We start from the raw sequence: 22,657 nt of genomic DNA, 5'->3' as shown, positions 1-22,657 counted from the left end.
TTTGCGGGTGAGCAGAGGCGGTACCGCCCATCGCGCGTACAGCGTGGTGGTCTTCGTGGTCCTCGCCTCGCTCGACAACGTCGCCATCGGCCTGGTGCCGCCGCTGTACGGCAGCATCGGGGACGCCTTCGGGGTCGGCGAGGGCCACATCGCCCTCGCCACCACGATCATGTTCCTGATCAGCGCGGTGGCGGCGATCGGTTTCGCGTACGCCGGTGACCGCACCGACCGCAAGCCGGTGCTCATCGTGGGCACGCTGATCTGGGTCGCCGGCACCGCCTGGTCCGGCCTGGCCGGCAGTTATCCGAGCTTCCTGCTCGCCCAGATCGTCGCCTCGTTCGGCCTGGGCGCGGTCGCCTCGGTGAGCTTCGCCGTGGTCAGCGACCTGATCTCACCCCGCCGCCGCGGCCTCGTGATGGGATTCTGGGGTCTGTCCCAGGGCGTCGGCACGCTCGCCGGCACCCTGGTCGGCGGCTTTCTCGGCCACACCGACTGGCGCGAGCCGTTCCTCGTGACCGCCGTGGCCGGCACGATCGCCACTGTCGCCTACCTGTTCACGTACAACGTGCCCCGCGGCGACAGTCAGCCCGAGCTGGCCGGTGTCGACTACGACGAGCGGATCCACCACGACCACCTGCCGTTGATCCTGCGCCGCCGCACCAACATCTGGCTGATCCTGCAGGGCAGCACGGCCCAGATCGCCCTGGGCTCGCTCGTCTGGCTGCCCATCCTGTTCCGGTCCCGGGCCGAGGACCAGGGCTATTCGGCCGGCACGGCGGTGCTGGTCGGCAGCGCTTTCGCCACGCTCTTCCAGCTCGGCGGCGCGCTCTCCATCGTGGGCGGCCTGGTCGGCGACCGGCTTCAGCGGCGTACGCCCCGGGGCCGCGCACTGGTCGCCTCGGTGGGCGTCCTGGCCGCCGTCCCCTTCTACATCGTGCTGTTCTTCGTGCCCATGGAGATCGACGTTCCGGACGGCGCCGGCACCGGCGCGGTGGTCGGCGCCGTGCTGGGCAGCGTCTTCACCTCGCCCACGGTCGGCCTCTGCCTGGCCACCGCCGTCTTCGCGCTGATGCTCACCTCGGCCAACTCGCCGAACTGGTTCGCGCTGATCGCCGACGTGAACCCGCCCGAGCACCGCGGCACCGTCTACAGCCTCGGCAACCTGGTCAACGGCTTCGGCCGGGCCGGTGGCAACGCCATGGTGGCGGTGGCCTTCCGCGGGCTGGCCGGCGCGTTCCCACCGCCGCTGAACTACGCGGTCGGGCTGGCCGCCTTCCAGCTGTTCTGGGTGCCCACCGGTGTCATGTTCTGGCTGGCCAGCAGGACGGTGGCGAAGGACATCTCCGACACCCACGCCGCCCTGCTGGCCCGCGCGGCCCGGCTAGAGCACCGCCCAGACGGTGACGTCGGTGGGGACGCGCCCGTCGTCGTCGAGGGGCTCGCTGCTCAGCAGGACGGTGGCCCCGGCCGGTAGCTCAGCGGCGTCCGCTCCAAAGTTGGTCAAAATCAACGCAGAATTATTGCGAAATTCCAGTAGTTCGTCCGATTTGCGCGACCAGGTGAAGGTGCCGGCGCCCAGGCCGCGCTCGCGCCGGACGGCCAGCGCGTTCCGGTAGAGCTCCCATGTCGAACCCGGAACCCCCTGCTGACGGTCGGCGGCGTACTCGGCCCAGACGGCCGGCTGCGGCAGCCAGCTCTTGTCCGATGGCCCGAAGCCGTACGACGGAGCGTCCGCCTCCCACGGCAACGGCACCCGGCAGCCGTCCCGGCCCCGCTCGGTGTGCCCCGAGCGCTCCCACGCCGGGTCCTCCCGGAACTCGTCCGGCATCGTCGTGTGCTCCGGCAGCCCCAGCTCCTCGCCCTGGTAGAGGTAGGCCGAGCCGGGCAGCCCGAGCATCAGCAGCGTGGCCGCCCGGGCCCGGCGCAGGCCGAGCGCGGTGTCCGGCTGCGGGTCCTCGGCGCCGATGCCGTGCATCCGCGCCTGCCCGACCGGGTAGCCGAGCCGGGTCGCGTGCCGCACCACATCGTGGTTGGACAGCACCCACGTGGTGGTCGCGCCGACCTCGTCGTTGGCCGCCAGCGACTCGTCGATGATCTCGGCCAGCCGCACCGGGGTCCACGGCGCGTCCAGGTACGGGAAGTTGAAGGCCTGGTGCATCTCGTCGGGCCGCACGTAGCGGGCCAGCCGGGACGCCGGCTGCACCCACGCCTCGGCGACCAGGATGCGCCCGCCCGGATATTCGTCCAGGACGGAACGCCACTGCTGGTAGATCGCGTGCACGCCCTCCTGGTCCCACATCGGCGGCGGCGGGCCGGCCGGCTCGAGACCGCCCAGGATCTGGCTCGTCGACGTCCAGTCGGTCAGGTCTCTGTCCTTGATCAGGCCGTGCGCGACGTCGACCCGGAAGCCGTCCACGCCCCGGTCGAGCCAGAACCGCAGGATGTCCACGAACTCGGACCGGACCTCGGGGTTGTCCCAGTTGAGGTCGGGCTGGGTGACGTCGAACAGGTGCAGGTACCACTGACCGTCCGGCAGCCGCTCCCAGGCCGGGCCGCCGAAGACGCTCTGCCACGAGTTCGGCGGTTCCGAGCCGTCCGGTCCCTTGCCGTCGCGGAAGATGTAGCGCGCCCGCTCCGGGCTGCCCTTCGGCGCCGCCACCGCCGCGCGGAACCACTCGTGCTCGCTGGAGGTGTGGTTGGGCACCAGGTCGACGATGAGCTTGAGCCCCAGGTGGTGTGCCTCGGCGATCAGTTTGTCGGCGTCGCCGAGGTCGCCGAAGCGGGGATCGACCCCACGGTAGTCGGCCACGTCGTAGCCGGCGTCGTACTGCGGGGACGGGTAGAACGGGGAGAGCCACACGGCGTCGATGCCGAGGTCTCGCAGATAGGGCAGGCGCCCGGTGATGCCGGGCAGGTCGCCCATCCCGTCGCCGTCGCTGTCGGCGAACGAGCGGGGATAGACCTGGTAGATGACGGCGTCGCGCCACCAGTGTTCAGTGCGGGGCATATGCCCAGGCTAATCGTCGAGGATGGCGGCGAAACGCTCCTCGGCCAGGTCGAGCTGGTCCAGGATGTGGTCCTTGGCCGCTATCGACAGCGGGGTGTCCGGGCGGCCGACCAGTTCGCGGAGCTTGGGCACGAGCGGGCGGTACTTCACGGCCGCCTTGAACGCCTTCTCCGGCGTCGTGTGGACCACGCCCACCCCGTTGTCGGTGAAGTCCGAGACCTTGATCACCCGGGCCCACGGGTCGCGTTCCAGGCTGTCCGCCACGTGCTGCCGGTACTGCTCGTGGCGGTCCCGGTCGCGGTCGTACTCCGGGTTGGTGACCGAGCGGACCAACTCGGCCGTGCGGGGACCGAAGCGGCGGGCCAGTTCGGCGATCGCCGCGTCGGTCAGCTCCTGATGGGTGCCGCTCGACCGCCCGGCCAGCTCGGCCGGGTGGTCCTCGACGGCGTCGTGCAGCAGGGCCGCGGTCAGCACGTCCACGTCCCGGACCCCGTAGTACTTGATGATCCGGATGGCGACCCGGAGCAGGTGGTTCAGGTACGGCTCGCGCACCCGCCGGTCGTCGGCGTGCAGTTTCGCGGCCAGCTCGAGCGCCTCGCCCAGGCGCTCCCGCTCACCGGCCGGGAACGACTCCAGTTCGAGCAGCAACCGCTCGCGGAGGCCGGCTTCGCCATACACCTCGGTGATCGCGTGCAGCGGCATCGACAGCAACATCCGTGGCGCCATGCCGAGAACGTACCGGACACGTCAGCCGTTGGTGGTGGTCCGCACGGGAACCGGGCGCGGCGAGGGCCGCCGCACGGTCGGCGCGGCGATCGTGGCCTGCTTGAGCGACCACGGGACGCCGGCGTTCTCGGCGTGCACACCCCGTCGTGGCGTACCGGCGCCGTCGGTGAACTCCTCCTCGGTCATCGCCTGGAGCGCGCTGAGGGCGACCCCGACGATGGTGGCGGCGGTGATCAGCGTGATCGGCACGATCATGGTGAGCGGCCGGAAGCCGTCGACCGGGGCCGTGCCGAGCGGGTCCAGGTGCACCGACATCGCGGCCATGCCCGTGTAGTGCATGCCGCAGACCGCCACGCCCATGATGGCCGCGGCGCCGCAGATCGTCGCCCAGCCGCGGACGGAGACGGCGAACCACAGCGCCACCGTCGACGCGACCACCGCGATGATCGCCGACGCGACGACCAGGGCCAGGTTGTAGCGCATCTCGCCGGCCACGTGCATGCCGTACATGCCGGTGTAGTGCATGGCCAGCACGCCGCCGCCGGTGAGCACGCCGGCCGCGATGATCTTGGGCAGGCTGCGCCGGCCGTGCCCGACGATCAGCAGGCCGGTGCCGACCGCGGCGACCGCGAAGACCAGGCTCAGCACGGTCATCGGGATGTCGAAGCGCACCGGGCTGTCCGGCACCTCGAAGCCGAGCATGGCGGCGAAGTGCATGAGCCAGATGGCGCCCCCGCCGATCGCGAACGCGGAGATGACCAGCCACCGGTTACGCCGGCCGCGGGTACGGGCGTCCCGCGCCCGCGCCGTGCCCAGCAGACCGAAGAACGAGCCCAGGAAGGCCAGCAGGTAGGCGGCGAGCGGATTGAAGACGCCGTACGTGAAGTGATGTACCTCGGCCACGACAGAGCCACCTCGCGAGAAAAGATCGAAAGATTTCCGCGAGTGATTCAGTCAGGAATCGGGAGAAGGCCATCGCACGGCGAGTGCGGCACCCCTACGAGAGGAGCCGGGGCCACCCGTTCAGGTGGCCCCGGCTCTGTGGTTTGCCGGGGGACTTAGTTTGTGGGAGCGGGGGATCAGGTGAAGATGCTGACGCCGCCGGGGCCGACCAGCAGGCCCACGATGATCAGCACGATTCCCCAGAGGAGCTGACGCCGGAACAGGGCCAGGATGCCGGCGACCACCAGAATGACTGCGAGGATCCAAAGGAGTACGTCCATGCACCTGGGATACCCGAGTGCCCGATTTCGGAAACGTGTTTATCCGACGGTCGTAAGTGACGATTCGATCTCGCCGCTGAGCAGCTGATACACGTTGTACGCCTGCTTGATCACCGGGTGCGCGACGTTGCGTACGGGCACCCCTCCCGGCGTACGGCCGCGCTCCGATCCGTGGTGTGCGTGCCCGTGCAGGGCGAGGGCCGTCGGCGCCGAGTCGATCGCCTGGCCGAGCTGATAGCAGCCGAGGAAGGCGTAGATCTCCAGCGGCTCGCCGACCAGCGTCTCGGGTACCGGCGCGTAGTGGGTCAGCGCCACCAGCGCGTCCGCCTCGACCGAGTGCAGGGCCTCGCGCAGCGCGGCCGCGTACCGCTCGGTGGTGCCGACGAAGTCCTTCATCTCCCGCTCGCCGAAGTTGCTGGCGCACGCCCCGGCGAACCCGCCGCCGAAGCCCTTGCTGCCGGCGATGCCGAGCCGGTGCCCGTTGATCTCCAGCACCGTCGCGGTGCCCTCCAGCACGGTGATGCCGGACTCCTGGAGCACGTCGGTGACCTGGTCCTGCTGGTCGCTCTGGTGGTCGTGGTTGCCGAGCACCACGACGACCGGAACGGCCAGGCCACCGAACTCCTTGGCGAAGCACCGGGCCTCCTCGACCGTGCCGTGCCGAGTGAGGTCCCCGGCCACGAGCAGCGCGTCGGCGCGGTCCGGCAGTTCCTCGAGGGCGGGCCGGTACCGGCCCACCACGTCCTTGTCCACGTGGACGTCGCCCACGGCGGCGATCCGGATCATGAAATCTCCTCCACCTCACTGGGCGCCTGGGCCCGGGTGATGCCGATGTCGCAGGTGATCTCCACCTCGGGGAAGCGGGTGGTGATCTGGCGGCAGATCTCGTCCCGGCGCTGCGCGCTCTCCACCTCGCCGCCCAGCACGATCGAGTGCTCCCGGCGCTGGACCGTGATGCCCTGCTCGGCGATCCGGTCGTGCTCGGTGAGCAGCCGCTGGATCTCGGCCTCGAGATCGATGTCGTTCGTCATACCCGGCCCCTTCATTTGGACGCGAGCGCTTCCGGGAGCGGGACGACGTCCAGCCGGTCCAGCAGGATCAGAAACGCCTCGGCGTAGGGTGACTTCCTCGTCTCCCGGCGGACCCGGTCCCAGTCGATCTGCTCGCGCAGCGAGCGGGCCACGGGCAGTCCGGTGGCGAAATCGCAGTAGTGCTGGCTGTAACTGAGCAGCTTATGGATCATCAGCTGGCTGGCCGAGAGCACCGGCATGTAGATGGCCTCGACCGAGATCTGCTCGGTGTCGCGCAGCGTCTCGTCGGTCACCGGCGTCTCCACCGGCCGGTAGATCAGGTCGACCATCCGCTCGTCGTCGTACACCTTGACCAGCCAGTCCTCCGGCGGCTGCTCGGTGCGGAAACCGGCCTTGGACAGCTCGGCCAGCGCCTGCTCCTTGTCCTGCTCGCGGAGCAGGAAGTCGACGTCGTGGTCGCTCGAATGGCCGCCGTGCGCCCACACCGCGAAGCTCCCGCCCAGTGCGAACGGGATGCCGGCCGCCTTGAGCGTCGAGGCGACCTTCTTCAGTGTGGTGGCCAGGCCCTCGTCCACCTGGTGCGGCATGACGTAATCCCCCTGTCGGCGTATGCGGTCCCGTGCCGATTACGACTACCCGGGCGCCCCCGCGTTTGAACCGCCGACCTCGGGGATCTTCGGGCAAAACCCACTGCAACCCCCATTTTGGTACGGGCGGGAGCGCCGTCGCGGGGAAACCGGATGTGCACCTGCCGGTTACCGTTGGTTGGCATGACCCTTCGTACGATCGCCCTGATCGGCATCGACGGCTCCGGCAAGACGACGCAGGCCCACCGCCTGGCCGATGAGCTGGCCGCGGCCGGCCTGCCCGCTGTCTACCGGCGCAACGCCGGGGGCCGGCACTGGGTCGGCAAACTCGCCGTGCGGCTCGGCAAGCGCGACGCGGAGGATCTGATCGGCCGCCGCGCGATGCTCTTCGTGGAGTCGGTGCTGCGCTGGCTGGCCATGCTCCGCACGCTGCTGTGGCGGGTGCTCACCGGCGGCGTGGTGGTCATGGACAGATACGCCTTCTGCCAGTACGCGAGCCTGCGCGCCCGGGGCGCCCACCCGGCCGCCGAGCGCCGCGCCCGCCTCGCCTACCGCCTCTTCCCCCGCCCCGACGTGACGTTCCTGCTGGCCGTCGACCCGGCGGTGGCCCAGCGGCGGATCGACGCCCGCGGCTACGACCACGAGTCGATGGCCTACCTGAACGCCGCCGACGCCGCGTACCGCTCCCTGCCCGAGTTCGGCTCCTTCGTGGTGATCGACGCCAACGGGACGCCCGACGAGGTCTCGGCCGCCCTGCACGCCGCGCTCGCCACCCGCCCGGTGGCCCGGCGCCGCGGCCTGCTCCTGGCCGGCGCGGCCGCGCTCGCCGGCATGCTCACCGTCCTCGGCTACCAGTTCGCCGAGCTTCTTTAGACGGGCAGTTTCGCCCCACTGGTCGCCTTGGAGGCGTCGGAGGCCAGGAAGAGCAGCACCGAGGCGATGTCGTCGGTGCTCGGCCACTTGCTGTAGTCCGCGTCCGGCATGTCCCGCCGGTTGGCCGGCGTGTCCACGATCACGGGCAGGATCGTGTTGGCCCGCACGCCCTGGCCCCGGTACTCGGCCGCCACCGCGTCGGCGAAGGCGATCACGGCCGCCTTGGAGATCGCGTAGCCCGACCCGCCCGCGAACGGCGCCAGCGCCGCCCGCGCGGCCACGCAGACCACCGAGCCGCCGCCGGCCGCCACCAGGTGGGGCAGGGCGGCCGCGGTGACCAGATACGTCGGCCGCAGGTTGGCCGTCAGCATCGCGTCCAGCCCGGCGATCGGCGTCTCGGCGATCAACTTGCCGACCGTGAACCCGCCGGCCAGATTGATCACCGCGCGCAGTGGGGCGCCCGTCTCGGCCGCAGCCACCTCGATCGCGGCCGTGACTTCCGTCTCGTTCTGAAGGTCGGCCTCCACCGCCAGGGCACCCTTCGGCAGCCGTCCGGACGACCCCGGACGGACCGGCGTGACCACCCGCCACCCCTCGGCCAGAAACCTCTCCACCGCCGCCGACCCGATCGCCCCGGCCCCGCCGGTGATCAGAACCGTGCTCTCGCTCATATGTCCTCCGCTGTGTTTTTCGTCACCCCGCGCGTCCGGATGGTCCGGCCGGGCCGAACCGTTGTCGAACAGTGGGTCACTCGCCGGTGCATCACCCGTGCGGGCGAGTGAACTGCGCCGCCGTGTGCCGCATTGTGGCAGGTGGTCCCGTTCGGTCAACGCCTCGGGATCTTTTCGATGTTGCTTTTGTTTCAAGCCCGTCGCGAACCTGACGATCCACCACCTGAACCCGGGAAGCCACTCGGCCGTACAGGGTGGTGACGAGGGTCCCAAGGTCATTGGTGATGCCCGTCGCTGTGATCAATGAGGAGCCGGTGGTGTCATGAGACGAGCGACGGGTAAGCGTCTGTCAGCGCTGCCGACAACAAGGGCGCGTGGGAATGCCGCCAGAGCGGGCCTGCTCAGCAAGTACGCACTGGGCTCTCAGCTATCACCCAGGCATTCGTGACACTTTCGACCCACCAGCCGGAATCAGTACAGGCAGCAATTTGTTGTGTAGATGCCAGTAACCGCAATGTGCGAACTGCGGACGTTACGGGGAGGAACTGATGGACACAGGTATCGCCCGTAGCGGGGTTAGTAGTGATGGCAATGAGGGGACCGTGGGCAACGTGGAGAAGAGCACCGTCTTGAGGACCGATCAGGTTGCCGAGGAGCGCGACCTCGTTGGCGTCTACCTGCACGAGATCTCACGGACACCGCTGCTGGACGCCGCACGTGAGGTCGAGCTCTCCAAGTCTATCGAGGCCGGCCTGTACGCCGAGTTCCTTCTCGACAGCGGCGAGAGCAAGCGCGGCGTGAGCCGCGAGGAGCTGGAGCGGCTGGTCACCGAGGGCCAGAAGGCCAAGGACCTGTTCATCCGCGCGAACCTGCGACTGGTCGTCTCGATCGCCCGGCGCTACGTGCGCTCCGGCATGCCGATGCTCGACCTGATCCAGGAGGGCAACACCGGCCTGGTCCGCGCGGTCGAGAAGTTCGACTACGAGCGCGGCTACAAGTTCTCGACGTACGCGACCTGGTGGGTCCGTCAGGCGATCAGCCGGGCCATCGCCCAGCAGGAGCGCACGGTGCGCCTTCCCGTGCACCTGGTCGAGGACGTCAACCGGATGCGCAACGTGACCCGTCAGCTCGTTCGTGAGCTGGGCGGCGACCCCGAGCCCGAGCAGGTCGCGGCGGCGCTGGGCGTCACCGTCGAGCGGGTCAACGAGCTCACCCGCTGGGCCCAGGACACGGTGTCCCTCGACACGCCGGTCGGCGACGACGGCGACACCAACCTCGGCGACCTGGTCGCCGACAGCGACGCCCCCTCGCCCGAGGACATCGTTCTCACCGCGCTCGAGCGGCAGCGCATCGAGGGTCTGCTCAACCACCTCGACGACCGTTCGGCCGGCATCATGCGGGCGCGCTACGGCCTCGAGGACGGCCGGGAGCACTCGCTGACCGAGGTGGCCTCGCGCTTCTCGCTCAGCCGCGAGCGCATCCGCCAGCTCGAGATCCAGGCGCTCGGCCGGCTCCGTGAGCTGGCCCGGGCCGAGGGCCTTCAGGCCGCCTGAGAAACGACACCCCCCCGTCTCCTGAGACACGAAAGGCCGGTACCCGCGAGGGGTACCGGCCTTTGCCGTGCCTGACGCTACTTGACGCGTCCGTAGCCGTACGGCGACATGATGTCGATCGAGACCTTCTTGACCACCGAGCCGGTGTGCGGCGCGTGGATGATCATGTTGCCGCCCACGTAGATGCCCACGTGGCCGAGACTTCGGTAGAACACCAGATCGCCGGCCTCGAGCTCGGACCGGCTGATATGGGCCACCTGGCCCCACTGGGCCTCCGTGTTGTGCGGCAGCGACTTGCCGGCCGCCGCCCACGCGCCCGAGGTCAGACCCGAGCAGTCCCAGGTGTTGGGGCCGTCGGAGCCGAACACGTACGCCTCGCCGAGCTGGGCGTAGGCGAAGGAGACCGCCTTGCCGGCCGAGCCCGGGATGGTCGGGACCGGTCCGTTGTACTTGCTGGTGGCTTCCTGCGCCTGACCGTAGGCCTGGGTGCGCATGGCCAACAGCTTCTTGACGTCCTTCTGGATGCTCGCCTTGCGGGCGGCCAGAGCGTTGACCTGAGCGGTCTGCTTGGCCTGGGTCGCCTTGAGGGCGGCCTGGCGGGCGCTGAAGTTCTGGGTCGCCTCGGTGTACGAGTCGATGTCGCGCTGGTTGGCCCGGGAGATCTGGTCGAGGTAGTTGATCTTGTCGACCAGGTCGTCCTGTCCCTCGCCGGACAGCAGCGCGGTCATCGGCCCGACCCGGCCCTGCATGTACGACGTCGCGGCGAGAGTGCCGACCCGCGCACTCGCCTGTTTGAGCGCCGCCTGCGCGGGAGCCAGAGACGCCGCGAGCTTCTTCTCGTCCGCGATCGTCTTCTTCAGGCTGATGTTCATCTTGTTGTAGTTCTCGGTGATGTCCTCGAGCTGGTTGGACGCCGCCTCGATCTTCTTGGTGAGCTCGCTCGTGGACGGAGCCGCGTGGGCGGCTGTCGCCAGAGACCCGGTCATCGCGACTGCCATGGCCGCGACGGCGAGCACCCGAAGCCTCGTACGGAGGTGTGGCACCGGTTTAGTGGCCTTTCTTCCGCTTGGCCGCCTACCGGGTTGGCTGTCCCTGTTTTCCGAGGCTCAGTCGGGCGGGAAGAACGCCCTACCGCTTGCGCGGACTCACCCCAGAGACGCGATCCCCGGCCCCATCGCAGGTCTTAAACGCGCTCGGGGGAGAGCGGGTCGTCGCCACGACGGATTGAGCGGCGCTGGCCGGCGCCACCGAGGGGAGTGGCTGCGGACCGGACCAACCGCATTAACTTATCGGGGGAAACATCAAATGCAAGTGGTCACAGAGTGATTTAAGACTGTGGACCGCTATGCGTCATTGATCCCGATAACGGATAGTCATTCGGCGAGGACAATGTGTTGATGGTGCCTCTCAAGCCGGACTATTCGCAAGCTCCGCCGCACGCTGCGGAATCCACTGCTTGCTGACCTTGCGCTCGACCCAGAAAGACAGGAACGGGATCGTGCCGGCCAGCATCACGCCGATCATGCGGAGGAAACCCCAGCCGGCCCGGCGCGACAGGTCGAAGGTCAGGACAAGGTAGACCATGAACAGGAAGCCGTGTGCCGGGCCGACGATCGCGACCACGGTGTCGTTGTCACCGAGGTATTTCAGCGGCATGCCGACCACGACGAGCGCGAGCAGCCCCACGCCGACGATGTAGGCGATGATCCGGTAGCGGGTCAGGGCACCCTGCACAGTGGCACGTCCTTCTTCTCTACTTCGGGCCCGGGTAATCGCCCGGCCGGGCCCCCGGGTGGGCCTTGAGCCAGGCCAGATAGTCGTTGTAGGCGGCCGTCTCGGGATCTTCGGCGTCCGCGGCGGGGCGCACGGCCACCCGGACCGGCCGGCCGACCGTAACAGCCGTACCTGGAAGCCTTTCGGGCTCGGGCTCGTCACCGCGCGCCGGGTCGAGCTTGCGCCGGGCCAGTTGCACCTCGCGCCACCAGAGAAAGACCACGAAACCCGCGAAGACCGGCCATTCGAACGTGTAGCCCCAGCTGATCGCGTTGCCGCCGCTCGCCCGGGTGAACTGCCACCAGCCCAGCACCAGGCACCCCAGGAACAGGACCAGCGCCAGGACATGGCGGGCGATCCACGCCGGAGTCCACAGGCCCTTCATGCCCTTGAGCGTACCGGCGTGGGTTTGACCCCCGTCCGCATGGGCAACCGTCGGAGCACAGCAAGGCCACGTCGTCTACGGAGGTGCACGATGACCGACGCCCGGGATGCCTCGGCGCCGCTCATGGAGAACGGGATCGACCCCGCCGGACTGGGGGACGAGGACCTGTTCCGCGAGCTGTCCAGCCTCTATCGCACGCGGCTCGCCACCCTGCGGCACGGCCCCGACGCGGCATTGGCGAACCACTTCAAGCGGACCGCCGAGCTCGAGACCGAGTACATGGCCCGCTATCCCGGGCGCGAGGTGGACCCGGACCGCCTCACCCAGGACTTCTAGCTAGGAGAATTTCTTGACCGAGACGCTGCGCGCCCGGTTGGCGCGCGTCGGCCAGTCGTACGCCCCGCACGAACATCGCCCGCTCGCCGGCTATCTCGCCGCCATGGGAACCTTCACCGCCCTGGCCGCCAGCCTGGCCGCGGCCGCGAAGGTCACCGGCAAGCCGGCGCCCGAACGCCCCTCGCTGGGCGACGTGGCCCTCCTGTCCATAGCCACCCACAAGCTGAGCCGGCTGATCGCCAAGGACGCGGTCACCAGCCCGCTGAGGGCCCCGTTCACCCGCTACAGCGAGCCGGCCGGGGCGGCGGAACTCAACGAAGAGGTACGCGACCAGCACAGCTCCCTGAAGCACGGCGTCGGCGAGCTCATCACGTGCCCGTTCTGCCTGGCGGTCTGGGTGGCCACCGGCCTCACCGGCGGCCTGGTCCTGGCGCCGCGCCTGACCCGGCTGGCCGCCACCACCTTGACGGCCACCGCCGTCTCCGACTTCCTGCAGATGGCGTACGACATCGCCAAGCACGCGGCGGAAAAGGACTGAGCCTCAGGGTGGTCCGTCCTGCTCGAGGCCGGACCACCCGCGGGGCCCCTCGGTCTCGCCGTCGTCCTCGTCCGCGGTGATCTGCTCGTCCACGGCCGTGGAGTCGTGCTCCGCCGCGAAGTCTTCCTGCTCGTCCGGATCGCCGATCGGCTCCACGCCCGTACCTCTCCCTGGTCAGACTTCGAGGGCCCGGAGCGCTTCCGCGGCCTCGTCCTGCGCGTACTCGCCCTCCGGAAGCGCGTCGATCCGGGTCATCGCGGTGGCCGGCAGATCGGACGCGATCGCCCGCCGCTGGAGGTCGGCGCTGCTGAGCCGCTCCTGTGCGTCGAAGGCGTCGTCCAGGAAGGTGTCCAGCTCACGAAACTCATCGCTCACGGCCGGAGGACTACCCCTCGTACCCCAGGGCAAACTCTGTGACCGGCGTCACATGGGCTAATGGAATCAGGCCCGCGTTCCGACCGTTGAGAGCAGATGTCGGTGTGCCCAGTGTCCCCGGGCCTCACCCATTGCCTTCACGGAATACCGTTCGGCTGGAGCCGTGATGAGCCACTCGCCGCGAGGCGACCTGCACACCGACATCGCGCCGCTCCCGGTCCGCCGGGGGCGGCGCAACCTTTTCCTCGGCGGTTTGCGACCCCCGTCCGCGCGGGTACTCGATCTCCCATGACTGATGACCGGATCGGGCAGCGCGCCGCCGATCTGCTCCCCGAGGAGCGGGTGAGCGGGGGCAGCGACGACCCGCGGGCGCAGGCGGAAGCGATCCTCGCGGAGTCGGACGAGCGCGAGGAGAACCCGGGCGCGGCCCCCGACTCGTTCCTGGAGCAGCGCAGCTCCGGTCAGGCCGCCCAAAACGGCGAAACCACCCGGTAGAGGCACAAGACTTACGTGTTCGTCGATGGTCATGGCAGGATGCCCCGCGTGCCTGCCCCAAATCGCCGGGTTTCGCCCCCGCAGCGTGGACCCGCCCGAGTTCTCACCCGGCCCGGGCGCACCCGCACACCCGCGACCCCGCCCCCGGCCGGCCCCCACCCGCTGGAACTGGCGGGCCTGCTGCACGAGCTGTCGGCCCGGCTGCTCTCGGCCGAGGGTTTCACGCCGGCCCTGGACAGGCTCGCCGAGTTCACCGCGGGAGCGGTGCCCGGCACGATCCGCTGCTCGGTGGCCCTGATCGGCGAGGGCGCCCCCGTCTCCCAGGCCGGTCACGGCCCCGCCGGCGCGGGCGTGGACGCCCTCCAGTACGCACAGGGCACCACCGGCCCCGGCCTCGAAGCCGCCCGCACCCGCACCCTCGTCACGGTCCCGGACCTGGCCGCCGACCAGCGCTGGCCCGAACTGGCCGAGGCCGCGCGCGCCGAGGGCATACGGGCGGTCGCCGCCGTACCCCTCGACCTCCCCCGGGCCGAGGTGGGCGCCCTCAGCCTCTACTTCGACGAGCCCGGCGCGCCCGGCCCCGACCGCCTGCTGACCGCCATGGCCCTGGCCAACCAGGCCGAGGTCCTGCTCGACGAGCTACGCCGCCGCGACGCCCTCAGCGCCGGCGCCACCGTCGACCACGCCATCGGCGTCATCATCGCCCAGCGCGGCTGCGGCGTCCGCGAGGCCCACGACGTCCTCCGCGACACCGCCCAGCGCCTCGGCCTCGACCGCCACGCCGTAGCCGACCGCCTCGTCACCGCCGCCGCCCGCAACGCCTGACAGGCACGCCCGTCCCGTTTGAAGGGCACGTCCGTCAGGCCCGAAGGGGCCCCTCACGCGTGAGAAGCGCGTCCGCCCGCCACGCTTGAAGGGCACGGTCAGGCCCGAAGGGGCAGCGCGTCACGCGTGAGAAGCGCGTGCGCCCACCACGCCCGGGGAGTGCGCGCGGCACGTCTCAGAAGCGCCCCGGCCCATCTCAAGAGCGCGCCGGCTCGTCTCAGAAGCGCCCCGGCCCATCTCAAGAGCGCGCCGGCATGTCTGAGAAGCGGACCCGGCCCGTTTGAGAGCGCGCCTGCCCGCCACGCCTGGGAAGCACGGCACGTCTGAGAAGCGGACCCGGCACGTTTGAGAGCGCGCCCGCCACGCCTGGGGAGCGCGGCACGTCTCACAAGCGCGCCCGGAACGTCTCACAAGCGCGCCCGGAACGTCTCAAGAGCGGGCCGGCACGTCTCAGAAGCACGCCCGCACGTCGTGGCTGATCGGCTGGTCACGGCGGCCGCCCGGCACGTCTCAGGAGCGCACGGCAGGGGGATGCGTCAGGCCTTGTCGACGCGCTGGACGACGTCGAACTCGAGCAGGGACGCGCCGCTGGCTACGGGCTTGGCGCGTTCGCCGGAGTGGGCGGCGCGGCCGCTGCCGGCCGACCAGGCCTGGAAGTCCTCCTCGGTCTCCCAGCGCGTGTAAACGAAGTAGCGGGTCTCGCCCGCGACCGGGCGCAGCAGCTCGAACGACAGGAAACCGGGCGCGTTCTCCACGGCGCCCTGCCGGGCGGCGAACCGCTTCTCCAGCTCGGGGCCGGCGCCCTCGGGAACGTCAATCGCGTTGATCTTCACAACAGCCATGCCGCAACGCTACTGCGCCGCCTCGCCGGGCCCTCGAGTTATCCACAGGCCCGCCCACGCGCCGGAAATGCGAAACGGGAGGCGGAATGTCCCCGCCTCCCGTGTCACTGAAACGCCGTCAGCGAATTGCCTCCGTCGTGCCCGGCTTGTCGCGCAGCGTTCCCGCCTCGACTTCGCCCGGTTCGTCGCTCAGCGGTCCCGCCTCGGCGTCGGCCGGCTTGTCGCGCAGCAGGCCCGCCTCAGCCTCGCCCGGTTTGTCGCTCAGCAGGCCCGCGCCGCCCTCAGCCGGCTTGTCGCGCAGTGAGCCCGCGCCTACCTCGGCCGGATTGTCGCGCAGTGGGCCCGCGCCTACCTCGCCGGGGACGCCGTCGCTGTTCTCGGCGGCCAGGATGTCGTCGGCCCGCTGCTGCTGGGCCGAGCGCAGGCTCAGCGGGATCTCGGGCAGGAAGAAGACGACGATCAGGCCGATGACCATGACGGCCAGGGCCAGCAGGAAGACGATCTGGATGCCGTCGGAGAAGCCGACCTTGAACGGGTGGGCGATCACGTCCGAGAGCTTGCTCAGGAACGACGTGTCGTTCAGGTCGCCGCCGCCGGCGGTCGCCTGCTGGAGCGTCTGCGCCTGGGCCGGGTTGGCCTGCAGGGCCTGCTGGAACTCGGGCGTCGCGCGGGCCGCCGTGAAGGCGTCGCTGATCTTGCCGGGCAGGACGTTGAACAGGACCGACAAGAAGATCGCGGTGCCCAGGGTGCCGCCCATCGAGCGGAAGAACGTCACCGAGCTGGTCGCCACGCCGATCTCCCGCGGCGAGACCGCGTTCTGCACCGCCGTGATCATGGGCTGCATGTTGCCGCCCAGGCCGAGGCCCATCAGCACCATGATCAGCATGGTGCGCCAGAGCGGGGTGTCGGCGCCGATCGTGGCGAACAGGCCGAGCGAGGCCACCATCAGCGTGCTGCCGATGATCGGGAAGATGCGGTAGCGGCCGGTCCGGGCGATGAGCTGGCCGGAGATGATCGAGCCGGACATGATGCCGAAGACGAACGGGATCATCTGCAGGCCGGCCATGGTGGCCGACGAGCCCTTCACGATCTGCAGGTACAGCGGCACGGTCATCAGGCCGCCGAACATGGCCATGCCGAGGATCGTGCTGGAGGTGGCGCCGACGGCGATCGTCCGGTTACGGAAGAGCCGCAAAGGCAGCAGAGCTTCGTCCCCGTACGCCCGTTCGGCGAGCACGAACGCGACGAGGCCGATCGCGCCGATGATGTAGCAGGCGAACGCCCGCCCCGAGTCCCAGCCCCAGTCGCGGCCCTGCTCGGCCACGGTCAGCAGCGGCACCAGGCCGACGATCAGGGCGACCGCGCCGGGCCAGTCGATGCGGTGGTCGACGCGGGTGTGCGGCAGGTGCAGCACCCGGGCCACGACGGCCATGGCCGCGATGCCGATCGGGACGTTCAGGTAGAAGACCCAGCGCCAGCCGTCGACCCACAGGATGGTGTCGGCACCCGCGAAGAAGCCGCCCAGGATCGGGCCGAGCACGCTCGCGGTGCCGAAGACGGCCAGGAAGTAACCCTGGTACTTGGCGCGCTCGCGGGGCGGCACGATGTCGCCGATGATCGCCAGGGCCAGCGACATGAGGCCGCCGGCGCCGATGCCCTGGATGGCGCGGAACGCCGCCAGCTCGTACATGTTCTGGGAGAGGCCGCAGAGGAACGAGCCGACCACGAAGATGCCGATGGCGAACAGGAAGAACGGGCGACGGCCGTACAGGTCGGAGAGCTTGCCGTACAGCGGGGTCGAGATCGTCGACGTGATCAGGAAGGCCGTGGTGGCCCAGGCCTGGATGTTGAAGCCGTGCAGGTCGTCGGCGATCGTACGGGTGGCCGTCGCCATGATGGTCTGGTCCAGCGCGGCGAGGAACATGCCCATCATCAGGCCGCCGAGGATGGTGAGGATCTGCCGGTGGGTGAATTCCACGGCCGATGGTTTCGTCGTGGGGTTGCTCACGCGTTCTCCCGTGGTGGTGGTGTCGCGGCCGGATCGTGGCGCAGGAGCGCCTCGACCGAGCTGTTGAATTGTTCGAAGAGGCCGGCGAAGGTGGCGATCCGGTCTTCCGGCCACCCGTCGAGCGCCTCGCGGAGCCAGGCCTGGCGCGCCTGCTCGAGCTGTTCGCAGGCGGCGAGCCCGGCGTCGGTGATGGCGAGTCGTGACGCCCGGCCGTCCACCGGGTCGGCCTCGCGGCGGGCGAGGCCCGCCTTCACCAGTTGCGCCACCTGACGGCTGATCGTGGAGGGGGCGGCCTGCTTGATCTCGGCCACGTCGGTGGCGCGCATCGGACCCCGGTGCCGCAGCGGGAACAGCAGCATCAGGGCGGAGAACTCCGCACCGAGGTCTCCGACACTGAGGATGCTCCTGCTCCGCGTCGCGAGTCGGTGGAACCGCACAAGTTCCTCGGCTAATTGCGGGAGCGCGTCCACGGCGGGCCGTCCTGAGGTAGGTCTATTGGATGCGTGCACACTACAACTGATTGGTTGGTGAAAGCATCTCGATTTGGTCGACCGAGGGTGACGATCAGCGCATACGCCAGACGCCTGTGACGAGCGTCTCCGTCTCCTCCAGCGCGGCCGGCACGGGCACGACGTACTCGGCCACTCTTTCGAAGAGCCGTTCCGGGAAGTACCCCCGGCCGGGGTCCCCAACCAGGACCTCGGTGTTTTCTCGGCGGGCGGCGCGCAGGGTGGCCGTCATGGCCGGGGCGACCGCGGGGCTGTAGAAGACGTCGCCGGCGAGGAGAAGGTCGGTGGTGGCCGGGGGTTGCGTACTCAGGGTGACGCCGTTGGCCGCGGCGTTGCGCTGGGCGGCCTCGGCGGCGGCCGGATCGAGATCGGTGGCGGCGGTGGTGGCCGCGCCGGCCAGGGCGGCCGCGATCGCGGCGACGCCGCTGCCGGTGGCCAGATCGTGCACCGACCGGCCGGCGACCGTGCCCGGATGGTCGAGCAGGTAGCGGGCCAGGGCCTGGCCGCCGGCCCAGACGAAGGCCCAGAACGGCGGCGGCTCGTCGCTGCGGAACTCGCCGCCGGTCAGATCGAACAGGCCGACCCCACGGTCGGCGAGATACAGGCGGATCTCCGGCGCCAGCGGGACGGGCAGGAGCGTGGTCTCGACCTTCACACAGTGATTGTGCTGCTCCCGGCGCTGGCCATGACGAGCTTCGCGCGGTATTCGGCGCGCGCCTCGGCCGCCCACGGCACGTCCTCGTCCTCGAGCAGGGGACGGGTGGCCAGGAAGGCGGCCGCCGTCAGCGGCTTGGCCGCGCGGTCGGCCGGGCGGCCCTCGGCGGCGGCGATCAGCTCGTCGAAGCGGTGGACGTCGACTCGCACCTGGTCGGGGTCGAGCGACCAGCGTCCACGGTGGTGGCGGACGACCGGCTCCATCGTGGTCCGGAGGGCCGACATGTCCGACTCGATGTCTTTCTTCTTTTCTTCCAGCGTCTCCGCCAGCTCCGCCGTCGACTGCGGACCCCGCAACGCGAGCAGGGCGAACAGGTGGCGCTGGCGATCTCCGCCGAAATCGGGACCGACCAGGAGGATCCCTCTGGTTCGGACCTCGACGCGGCCGAAAAGCTGGATGTCGAACATGTTTCGGAACTTTGCAAGCGAGGAAGCCAGGGCGGCAAGCCCCAATGCGGGGGGTCGAATCACCCGAAAGACTGGTGATCACGGCCGCTTGGCCTCAACCGATCATCGGGCGTACCGGTGGAACGGATCCGGCCCGGTGCCGCCGCCGTCTATTGGTAGGGCAAAGATGAGAGCCGGTACTCCTTAGACTTCCACGGGTCCGGTTGAGAGAAAGGTGGCGCATGATTAACGGCGATGCGATCAGCGTTCTCGTCGTGGACGGCCACCAGACGTTCGCCGAGCTGCTGGGACATGCCCTGGCCGGGCAGCCCGACCTCCAGTACGTGGGCCACGCGCTCACGGGTGCCGAGGCGCTGCGGCTGGCGGCGGAGCTCAAGCCGAACGTGATCCTGCTCGACCCCGATTTGTCCGATGCGGACGGTATTGCCATCGCGGAACTGCTTCGCGTGCGCCAGCCGGACACCCGTGTGGTGATCCTCACTGCCTCCGAGGAGCAGGCTCTGGTCGGCCGGGCCACGGCGGCCGGCGCGGCCGGCTTCCTGTCCAAGAACGGCGCTCTCGGCGACGTGCTGAACGCGCTGCGGACGGCGCACGGCGGCGGCATGACCGTCTCCACCGACATCCTGGCCCGGCTGCTGCGCAGCACCAGCCCGGTCGTCGGCCCCCGCGGCGGCGGCCTCACGGCGCGTGAGGACGAGGTACTCCAGCTCATGGCGGCCGGCCTCGACGCGCGGGCCATCGCCCGGCGGCTCGGCATCAGCCTGCACACGTGCCGGGGCTACGTGAAGGCGGTGCTGGCCAAACTCGGCGCGCACAGCCAGCTCGAGGCGGTCGCGATCGCCACCCGGCGGGGCCTGGTCCGCCCCGGCCGACCGTAACGCTAAGTAGTTATCGCCGGTACTCATCCGGGAAGACGCGAAATCCGTACCTGTTGCGGGGTGCCGCTGTTCATGGCGGCGTCAGGGGAAGGATTCGCGTGGACCGAGCAGCAGCTGACCGAGCAGCGGCTGGCGGGGCACCGTCCGATGTGGCGGTGGCCGAGCCGTCGGCGCCCGGGCTGGGGAGTCGAGACACCATCTATCGGCGGCCACCGGCGCGGCCGGAGGCCGAGGAGCCGTCGTGGTTCAACGGCAGCATGCAGGCCGGGGAGCCGCCGTCCGGCCCGGCCGAGGAGGCGCCGAGCCGCGCGTCGTTCGGTTTCACCGACGGCCCGATCTCACCGGTACGGCATCCGGCCTCGCCGACCTCACCGGCCCCGACCGGCCGTCCCGAGGCGGCTTCCATAGGCCGTCCTGAGGCGGCTTCCATAGGCCGTCCTGAGGCGGCTTCCATAGGCCGTCCCGAGGCGGCTTCCATAGGCCGTCCTGAGGCGGCCCCGGTCAGCCGTTTCGAGCCGGCCCCGGTCAGCCGGGCCGAGCCGGCTTCGATGAGCCGTCCAGAATCCGCTCCGATGAGCAGTGCCGAGCCGGCTCCGATCGCGGTGGAGCTTCCCATCCGCCGGATGGGGGACACGGCCGAGCGACGACTGGGCATTTCGGACACTGGTGAAAGACCGGCGCTGTTCCCGAATGCGGGCTTCCGGGGTGCCGGCCTCACCGAGATCGGGGAGCGCCCGGCCGTACGGCCCCAGCCCACCGGCGCGCCGCGTCCCACGCCGCCGGCCGCCGCGCCTCGTCAGCCCCGGGGCGTCACGGTCGGCATCCTCGTGATGAGCCTGATCGTGCTGGTCGCCGGCAGCATCGTCGGCGTCGTCTACTTCACCGGCTCCGACGACGACCTCGACAGCGTGCTCCAGCTCGGCGCCGGCGAGAACGGTAAACGCACCGCCACCGCGCCGCTCGACAACCGTACGAAAGCAAGCTTTGAATTGCTCGCCGCCACCAACAAGGTCACCCTGTCCATCGGTGAGCTCGGCGACGACCTTTACCGCATCTCCACCCCGGAGGACGCCGGCATCCTGCCCAGCCCGATCGTGCGCGACGACGACGTGAAGCTCCAGGTGACCCGCGACGGCGACGGCACCGGCGGCGAGGTCGACGTGGTGTTGGCCGCGAAGGTCAACTGGCAGTTGCGCTTCTCCGGCTACGCCGAGGAGCAGGTCATCAACCTCAGCGGCGGCCAGATCAGCGGCCTCGAGATGGTCGGTGGGATGCGTTCGGCCCAGCTCACGCTGTCGCGGCCGTCCGGCACGGTACCGATCAAGATCAATGGTGCGGTGGAGAAGCTGGCGCTGAAGTCGCCGGCCGACAGCCCGGTACGGGTCAAGGTCGGCGGCGGGGCGCAGACCGTCGTGGCCGGGACGCGGACCCTGAAGGACGTCGCCGCCGGCTCCACGCTCACCCCGAAGGACTGGGCGGTGCCGAACCGCTACGACGTGGGCGCGGGCGCCCCGATCACGACGCTGACCGTGGCCAACGCCTGAGGGACGGGCCGGCCTTTCGGAAAAGGCCGGCCCGGCGGTCAGGAGAGAACGCGCAGGCGGACCGTCTGCTCCATGGCCCGCAGCCGGTCGAGCACCTCGTCGCTGAAGTCACCGCTGATGTCGGTGATCAGGTAGCCGTACTCGCCGCGGGTGCTCAGCAGCTGGCCCTCGACGTTCACCTTGTGCTCGGCCAGGATGCTGTTGACCTGGGCCAGCACGCCCGGGGTGTTGACGTGCACGTGACCGATGCGGCTCTGCCCGGCCTGCTCGGGCAGGGCGACGCCGGGGAGGTTCACGCTGAGCGTCGTGTTGCCCTCCTCGACGAAGGTGGCCAGCTTGTTGGCCACGAAAGCGCCGATGTCGGACTGCGCCTCCTCGGTCGACCCGCCGATGTGCGGGGTGAGGATGACGTTGGGCAGGCCGCGCAGCTCGGAGACGAACTCGTCGCCCCGGCCCTTGGGCTCGGTCGGGAAGACGTCGACCGCGGCGCCGGCCAGGTGGCCGCTTTCCAGGGCCTCGCGCAGGGCGACGTGGTCGACCACGATGCCGCGCGAGAGGTTCAGGAACAGGGCGCCCTCGCGCATCCGCTTGAACTGCTCGGCGCCGAAGAAGCCGGCGTTGCCGGGGCGGCCGTCGACGTGGATGGTGACGATGTCGCTGGTCTCCAGCAGCTCCTCGATCGAGGCGCAGCGGTGCGCGTTGCTCAGCGCCAGCTTGTCGGCGGTGTCGTAGAACGACACGTGCATGCCGAGGTTTTCCGCCAGCACGGAGAGCTGGGTGCCGATGTTGCCGTAGCCGACGATGCCGAGGCGGCGGCCGCGGATCTCGTGGGCGCCGTCGGCCGACTTGTCCCAGACGCCCTGGTGCATGAGCGCGTTCTTCTCGGTGAGCCGCCGCGTCATCGCGATGATCTCGGCGATGGCCAGCTCGACCACCGAGCGCGTGTTGGAGAACGGCGCGTTGAAGACCGCGACGCCACCGGCGGAGGCGGCGGTCAGGTCGATCTGGTCGGTGCCGATGCAGAAGGCGCCGATCGCGACGAGCTTGTCCGCGGCCTCGAGCGCCTTGGCGCTGACCTTGGTCTTGGACCGGATGCCCAGCAGGTGCACCCCGCGGATGCGCTCGATCAGCTCGGACTCGTCGAGGGCGTTACGGACGGACTCGACGGCGTATCCCTCGGACTCGAGCCGGGTCACCGCGTCGGGATGGATGCTCTCCAGTAGTAGGACTCGCACCTTGGCCTCGTCGATCATCGTGTTCCGTTCCGTGAGGAAGTGTGGGCCGTCCGGGCCGCCACGCCGAAGCCCGACTTCCCAGCCTATAGCCCTCTGGTGACCCGCCCGGGCGGGTGTGCTC

General features: G+C 70.0%; 29 protein-coding genes. 9 read left to right on the top strand and 20 right to left on the bottom strand.

What is annotated here, in order from left to right; all coding sequences use genetic code 11:
- Nucleotides 1-7 precede the first annotated feature (7 nt).
- Nucleotides 8-1,474, top strand: a complete 1,467-nt coding sequence (locus tag AB0C26_RS08845; RefSeq protein ID WP_360243979.1) for an MFS transporter — start codon at nt 8-10, stop codon at nt 1,472-1,474.
- On the opposite strand, the gene AB0C26_RS08840 is transcribed toward AB0C26_RS08845, so the two are convergent.
- The 7 genes from AB0C26_RS08840 to AB0C26_RS08810 form a co-directional block, all read right to left on the bottom strand.
- A complete protein-coding gene (locus AB0C26_RS08840; RefSeq protein ID WP_360243976.1) occupies nt 1,382-3,007 on the bottom strand; it encodes a glycoside hydrolase family 13 protein in 1,626 nt (541 codons plus the stop codon). The two genes, AB0C26_RS08845 and AB0C26_RS08840, sit on opposite strands and share 93 nt — an antisense overlap.
- A 9-nt stretch (nt 3,008-3,016) precedes the next feature.
- The gene (locus AB0C26_RS08835; RefSeq protein ID WP_360243973.1) at nt 3,017-3,733 is read right to left on the bottom strand and encodes an HD domain-containing protein; all 717 of its coding nucleotides are present in this window, start codon (nt 3,731-3,733) and stop codon (nt 3,017-3,019) included.
- A gap of 21 nt (nt 3,734-3,754) precedes the next feature.
- Nucleotides 3,755-4,636, bottom strand: coding sequence for an MHYT domain-containing protein (locus AB0C26_RS08830; protein WP_360243970.1), 882 nt, complete (start codon nt 4,634-4,636; stop codon nt 3,755-3,757).
- 176 nt (nt 4,637-4,812) lie between these two features.
- Nucleotides 4,813-4,956 (bottom strand): GPGG-motif small membrane protein, encoded by a 144-nt coding sequence (locus tag AB0C26_RS08825; RefSeq protein ID WP_179855124.1) that lies wholly within the window; start codon nt 4,954-4,956, stop codon nt 4,813-4,815.
- Nucleotides 4,957-4,995: 39 nt separating this feature from the next.
- The gene (locus AB0C26_RS08820) at nt 4,996-5,742 is read right to left on the bottom strand and encodes a metallophosphoesterase (protein WP_360243966.1); all 747 of its coding nucleotides are present in this window, start codon (nt 5,740-5,742) and stop codon (nt 4,996-4,998) included.
- Complete coding sequence (locus AB0C26_RS08815; RefSeq protein WP_097319761.1) at nt 5,739-5,987, bottom strand: hypothetical protein; 249 nt, start codon at nt 5,985-5,987, stop codon at nt 5,739-5,741. The genes AB0C26_RS08820 and AB0C26_RS08815 overlap by 4 nt, the downstream gene beginning before the upstream one ends.
- Before the next feature lie 11 nt (nt 5,988-5,998).
- Nucleotides 5,999-6,574, bottom strand: coding sequence for a nucleotidyltransferase (locus tag AB0C26_RS08810; RefSeq protein ID WP_360243962.1), 576 nt, complete (start codon nt 6,572-6,574; stop codon nt 5,999-6,001).
- Between the two features lie 183 nt (nt 6,575-6,757).
- Here AB0C26_RS08810 and AB0C26_RS08805 point away from each other — a divergent pair, with 183 nt between their 5' ends.
- Nucleotides 6,758-7,447, top strand: coding sequence for a dTMP kinase (locus tag AB0C26_RS08805; RefSeq protein WP_360243959.1), 690 nt, complete (start codon nt 6,758-6,760; stop codon nt 7,445-7,447).
- On the opposite strand, the gene AB0C26_RS08800 is transcribed toward AB0C26_RS08805, so the two are convergent.
- Complete coding sequence (locus AB0C26_RS08800) at nt 7,444-8,118, bottom strand: SDR family NAD(P)-dependent oxidoreductase (protein WP_360243956.1); 675 nt, start codon at nt 8,116-8,118, stop codon at nt 7,444-7,446. The genes AB0C26_RS08805 and AB0C26_RS08800 overlap by 4 nt on opposite strands.
- A gap of 548 nt (nt 8,119-8,666) precedes the next feature.
- Between AB0C26_RS08800 and AB0C26_RS08795 the strand changes: the two genes are divergently transcribed.
- On the top strand, nt 8,667-9,671 hold the full coding sequence (locus AB0C26_RS08795) for a sigma-70 family RNA polymerase sigma factor (protein WP_360243953.1): 1,005 nt from the start codon (nt 8,667-8,669) through the stop codon (nt 9,669-9,671).
- 77 nt (nt 9,672-9,748) lie between these two features.
- Here the strand turns inward: AB0C26_RS08795 and AB0C26_RS08790 are convergent, their stop codons facing one another.
- The 3 genes from AB0C26_RS08790 to AB0C26_RS08780 all read right to left on the bottom strand — a co-directional run bounded on the left by AB0C26_RS08790 (nt 9,749) and on the right by AB0C26_RS08780 (nt 11,829).
- On the bottom strand, nt 9,749-10,657 hold the full coding sequence (locus AB0C26_RS08790; protein WP_360243950.1) for an NlpC/P60 family protein: 909 nt from the start codon (nt 10,655-10,657) through the stop codon (nt 9,749-9,751).
- Between the two features lie 421 nt (nt 10,658-11,078).
- Complete coding sequence (locus AB0C26_RS08785; RefSeq protein ID WP_360243947.1) at nt 11,079-11,405, bottom strand: DUF3817 domain-containing protein; 327 nt, start codon at nt 11,403-11,405, stop codon at nt 11,079-11,081.
- A gap of 19 nt (nt 11,406-11,424) precedes the next feature.
- On the bottom strand, nt 11,425-11,829 hold the full coding sequence (locus tag AB0C26_RS08780; protein ID WP_360243944.1) for a hypothetical protein: 405 nt from the start codon (nt 11,827-11,829) through the stop codon (nt 11,425-11,427).
- A gap of 90 nt (nt 11,830-11,919) precedes the next feature.
- Between AB0C26_RS08780 and AB0C26_RS08775 the strand changes: the two genes are divergently transcribed.
- Both AB0C26_RS08775 and AB0C26_RS08770 read left to right on the top strand, forming a co-directional pair.
- Complete coding sequence (locus AB0C26_RS08775; RefSeq protein WP_360243941.1) at nt 11,920-12,165, top strand: DUF6158 family protein; 246 nt, start codon at nt 11,920-11,922, stop codon at nt 12,163-12,165.
- A 13-nt stretch (nt 12,166-12,178) separates the two neighbouring features.
- On the top strand, nt 12,179-12,703 hold the full coding sequence (locus AB0C26_RS08770) for a DUF1360 domain-containing protein (RefSeq protein WP_360243938.1): 525 nt from the start codon (nt 12,179-12,181) through the stop codon (nt 12,701-12,703).
- Between the two features lie 3 nt (nt 12,704-12,706).
- Here the strand turns inward: AB0C26_RS08770 and AB0C26_RS08765 are convergent, their stop codons facing one another.
- On the bottom strand, nt 12,707-12,859 hold the full coding sequence (locus AB0C26_RS08765) for a hypothetical protein (protein ID WP_360246560.1): 153 nt from the start codon (nt 12,857-12,859) through the stop codon (nt 12,707-12,709).
- Nucleotides 12,860-12,877: 18 nt separating this feature from the next.
- Nucleotides 12,878-13,078 carry a hypothetical protein gene (locus AB0C26_RS08760; protein ID WP_360243935.1) on the bottom strand — a complete coding sequence of 67 codons (201 nt, stop codon included), beginning with the start codon at nt 13,076-13,078 and terminating at the stop codon, nt 12,878-12,880.
- A gap of 288 nt (nt 13,079-13,366) precedes the next feature.
- Between AB0C26_RS08760 and AB0C26_RS08755 the strand changes: the two genes are divergently transcribed.
- Complete coding sequence (locus tag AB0C26_RS08755; RefSeq protein WP_360243932.1) at nt 13,367-13,573, top strand: hypothetical protein; 207 nt, start codon at nt 13,367-13,369, stop codon at nt 13,571-13,573.
- Between the two features lie 48 nt (nt 13,574-13,621).
- Entirely contained in the window at nt 13,622-14,398 is a 777-nt protein-coding gene (locus tag AB0C26_RS08750) for a GAF and ANTAR domain-containing protein (protein ID WP_360243929.1), read from the top strand.
- A 536-nt stretch (nt 14,399-14,934) separates the two neighbouring features.
- Here the strand turns inward: AB0C26_RS08750 and AB0C26_RS08745 are convergent.
- From AB0C26_RS08745 to AB0C26_RS08725, 5 genes are all read right to left on the bottom strand, one after another.
- Nucleotides 14,935-15,240, bottom strand: a complete 306-nt coding sequence (locus AB0C26_RS08745) for an antibiotic biosynthesis monooxygenase (RefSeq protein WP_360243926.1) — start codon at nt 15,238-15,240, stop codon at nt 14,935-14,937.
- Nucleotides 15,241-15,358: 118 nt separating this feature from the next.
- Nucleotides 15,359-17,248 carry an MDR family MFS transporter gene (locus AB0C26_RS08740; RefSeq protein ID WP_360243923.1) on the bottom strand — a complete coding sequence of 630 codons (1,890 nt, stop codon included), beginning with the start codon at nt 17,246-17,248 and terminating at the stop codon, nt 15,359-15,361.
- On the bottom strand, nt 17,245-17,718 hold the full coding sequence (locus AB0C26_RS08735) for a MarR family transcriptional regulator (protein WP_360243919.1): 474 nt from the start codon (nt 17,716-17,718) through the stop codon (nt 17,245-17,247). The genes AB0C26_RS08740 and AB0C26_RS08735 overlap by 4 nt, the downstream gene beginning before the upstream one ends.
- A gap of 94 nt (nt 17,719-17,812) precedes the next feature.
- Nucleotides 17,813-18,412, bottom strand: a complete 600-nt coding sequence (locus tag AB0C26_RS08730) for a 50S ribosomal protein L11 methyltransferase (protein ID WP_360243916.1) — start codon at nt 18,410-18,412, stop codon at nt 17,813-17,815.
- Entirely contained in the window at nt 18,409-18,879 is a 471-nt protein-coding gene (locus AB0C26_RS08725; RefSeq protein WP_360243913.1) for a hypothetical protein, read from the bottom strand. Before AB0C26_RS08725 ends, AB0C26_RS08730 begins: the two co-directional genes overlap by 4 nt.
- 221 nt (nt 18,880-19,100) lie before the next feature.
- On the opposite strand from AB0C26_RS08725, the gene AB0C26_RS08720 reads away from it, so the two are divergent.
- On the top strand, nt 19,101-19,757 hold the full coding sequence (locus AB0C26_RS08720; RefSeq protein WP_360243910.1) for a response regulator transcription factor: 657 nt from the start codon (nt 19,101-19,103) through the stop codon (nt 19,755-19,757).
- Nucleotides 19,758-19,956: 199 nt separating this feature from the next.
- Here AB0C26_RS08720 and AB0C26_RS08715 read toward each other — a convergent pair whose 3' ends face one another.
- Nucleotides 19,957-20,163, bottom strand: coding sequence for a hypothetical protein (locus AB0C26_RS08715; RefSeq protein WP_360243907.1), 207 nt, complete (start codon nt 20,161-20,163; stop codon nt 19,957-19,959).
- A 166-nt stretch (nt 20,164-20,329) separates the two neighbouring features.
- Between AB0C26_RS08715 and AB0C26_RS08710 the strand changes: the two genes are divergently transcribed.
- Nucleotides 20,330-21,301 (top strand): hypothetical protein, encoded by a 972-nt coding sequence (locus AB0C26_RS08710; RefSeq protein WP_360243904.1) that lies wholly within the window; start codon nt 20,330-20,332, stop codon nt 21,299-21,301.
- A gap of 38 nt (nt 21,302-21,339) precedes the next feature.
- Here AB0C26_RS08710 and serA read toward each other — a convergent pair whose 3' ends face one another.
- Nucleotides 21,340-22,554 carry a phosphoglycerate dehydrogenase gene (serA, locus tag AB0C26_RS08705; RefSeq protein ID WP_360243901.1) on the bottom strand — a complete coding sequence of 405 codons (1,215 nt, stop codon included), beginning with the start codon at nt 22,552-22,554 and terminating at the stop codon, nt 21,340-21,342.
- Nucleotides 22,555-22,657 lie beyond the last annotated feature (103 nt).

Origin of the sequence: Actinoplanes sp. NPDC048796, assembly GCF_040650035.1 — a bacterium.
GTDB lineage: Bacteria > Actinomycetota > Actinomycetes > Mycobacteriales > Micromonosporaceae > Actinoplanes.
The sequence above is the reverse complement of the archived record's forward strand: the minus strand, read 5'-3'. Positions and strand labels throughout refer to the sequence as shown.

Coding starts and splice junctions, on each gene's coding strand:
- AB0C26_RS08840 (WP_360243976.1), bottom strand. CDS start 3,007: ATGCCCCGCACTGAACACTGGTGGCGCGACGCCGTCATCTACCAGGTC.
- AB0C26_RS08835 (WP_360243973.1), bottom strand. CDS start 3,733: ATGGCGCCACGGATGTTGCTGTCGATGCCGCTGCACGCGATCACCGAG.
- AB0C26_RS08825 (WP_179855124.1), bottom strand. CDS start 4,956: ATGGACGTACTCCTTTGGATCCTCGCAGTCATTCTGGTGGTCGCCGGC.
- AB0C26_RS08820 (WP_360243966.1), bottom strand. CDS start 5,742: ATGATCCGGATCGCCGCCGTGGGCGACGTCCACGTGGACAAGGACGTG.
- AB0C26_RS08815 (WP_097319761.1), bottom strand. CDS start 5,987: ATGACGAACGACATCGATCTCGAGGCCGAGATCCAGCGGCTGCTCACC.
- AB0C26_RS08810 (WP_360243962.1), bottom strand. CDS start 6,574: ATGCCGCACCAGGTGGACGAGGGCCTGGCCACCACACTGAAGAAGGTC.
- AB0C26_RS08805 (WP_360243959.1), top strand. CDS start 6,758: ATGACCCTTCGTACGATCGCCCTGATCGGCATCGACGGCTCCGGCAAG.
- AB0C26_RS08800 (WP_360243956.1), bottom strand. CDS start 8,118: ATGAGCGAGAGCACGGTTCTGATCACCGGCGGGGCCGGGGCGATCGGG.
- AB0C26_RS08795 (WP_360243953.1), top strand. CDS start 8,667: ATGGACACAGGTATCGCCCGTAGCGGGGTTAGTAGTGATGGCAATGAG.
- AB0C26_RS08790 (WP_360243950.1), bottom strand. CDS start 10,657: ATGACCGGGTCTCTGGCGACAGCCGCCCACGCGGCTCCGTCCACGAGC.
- AB0C26_RS08780 (WP_360243944.1), bottom strand. CDS start 11,829: ATGAAGGGCCTGTGGACTCCGGCGTGGATCGCCCGCCATGTCCTGGCG.
- AB0C26_RS08775 (WP_360243941.1), top strand. CDS start 11,920: ATGACCGACGCCCGGGATGCCTCGGCGCCGCTCATGGAGAACGGGATC.
- AB0C26_RS08755 (WP_360243932.1), top strand. CDS start 13,367: ATGACTGATGACCGGATCGGGCAGCGCGCCGCCGATCTGCTCCCCGAG.
- AB0C26_RS08745 (WP_360243926.1), bottom strand. CDS start 15,240: ATGGCTGTTGTGAAGATCAACGCGATTGACGTTCCCGAGGGCGCCGGC.
- AB0C26_RS08725 (WP_360243913.1), bottom strand. CDS start 18,879: ATGTTCGACATCCAGCTTTTCGGCCGCGTCGAGGTCCGAACCAGAGGG.
- AB0C26_RS08720 (WP_360243910.1), top strand. CDS start 19,101: ATGATTAACGGCGATGCGATCAGCGTTCTCGTCGTGGACGGCCACCAG.
- AB0C26_RS08715 (WP_360243907.1), bottom strand. CDS start 20,163: ATGGAAGCCGCCTCGGGACGGCCGGTCGGGGCCGGTGAGGTCGGCGAG.
- AB0C26_RS08710 (WP_360243904.1), top strand. CDS start 20,330: ATGAGCAGTGCCGAGCCGGCTCCGATCGCGGTGGAGCTTCCCATCCGC.
- serA (WP_360243901.1), bottom strand. CDS start 22,554: ATGATCGACGAGGCCAAGGTGCGAGTCCTACTACTGGAGAGCATCCAT.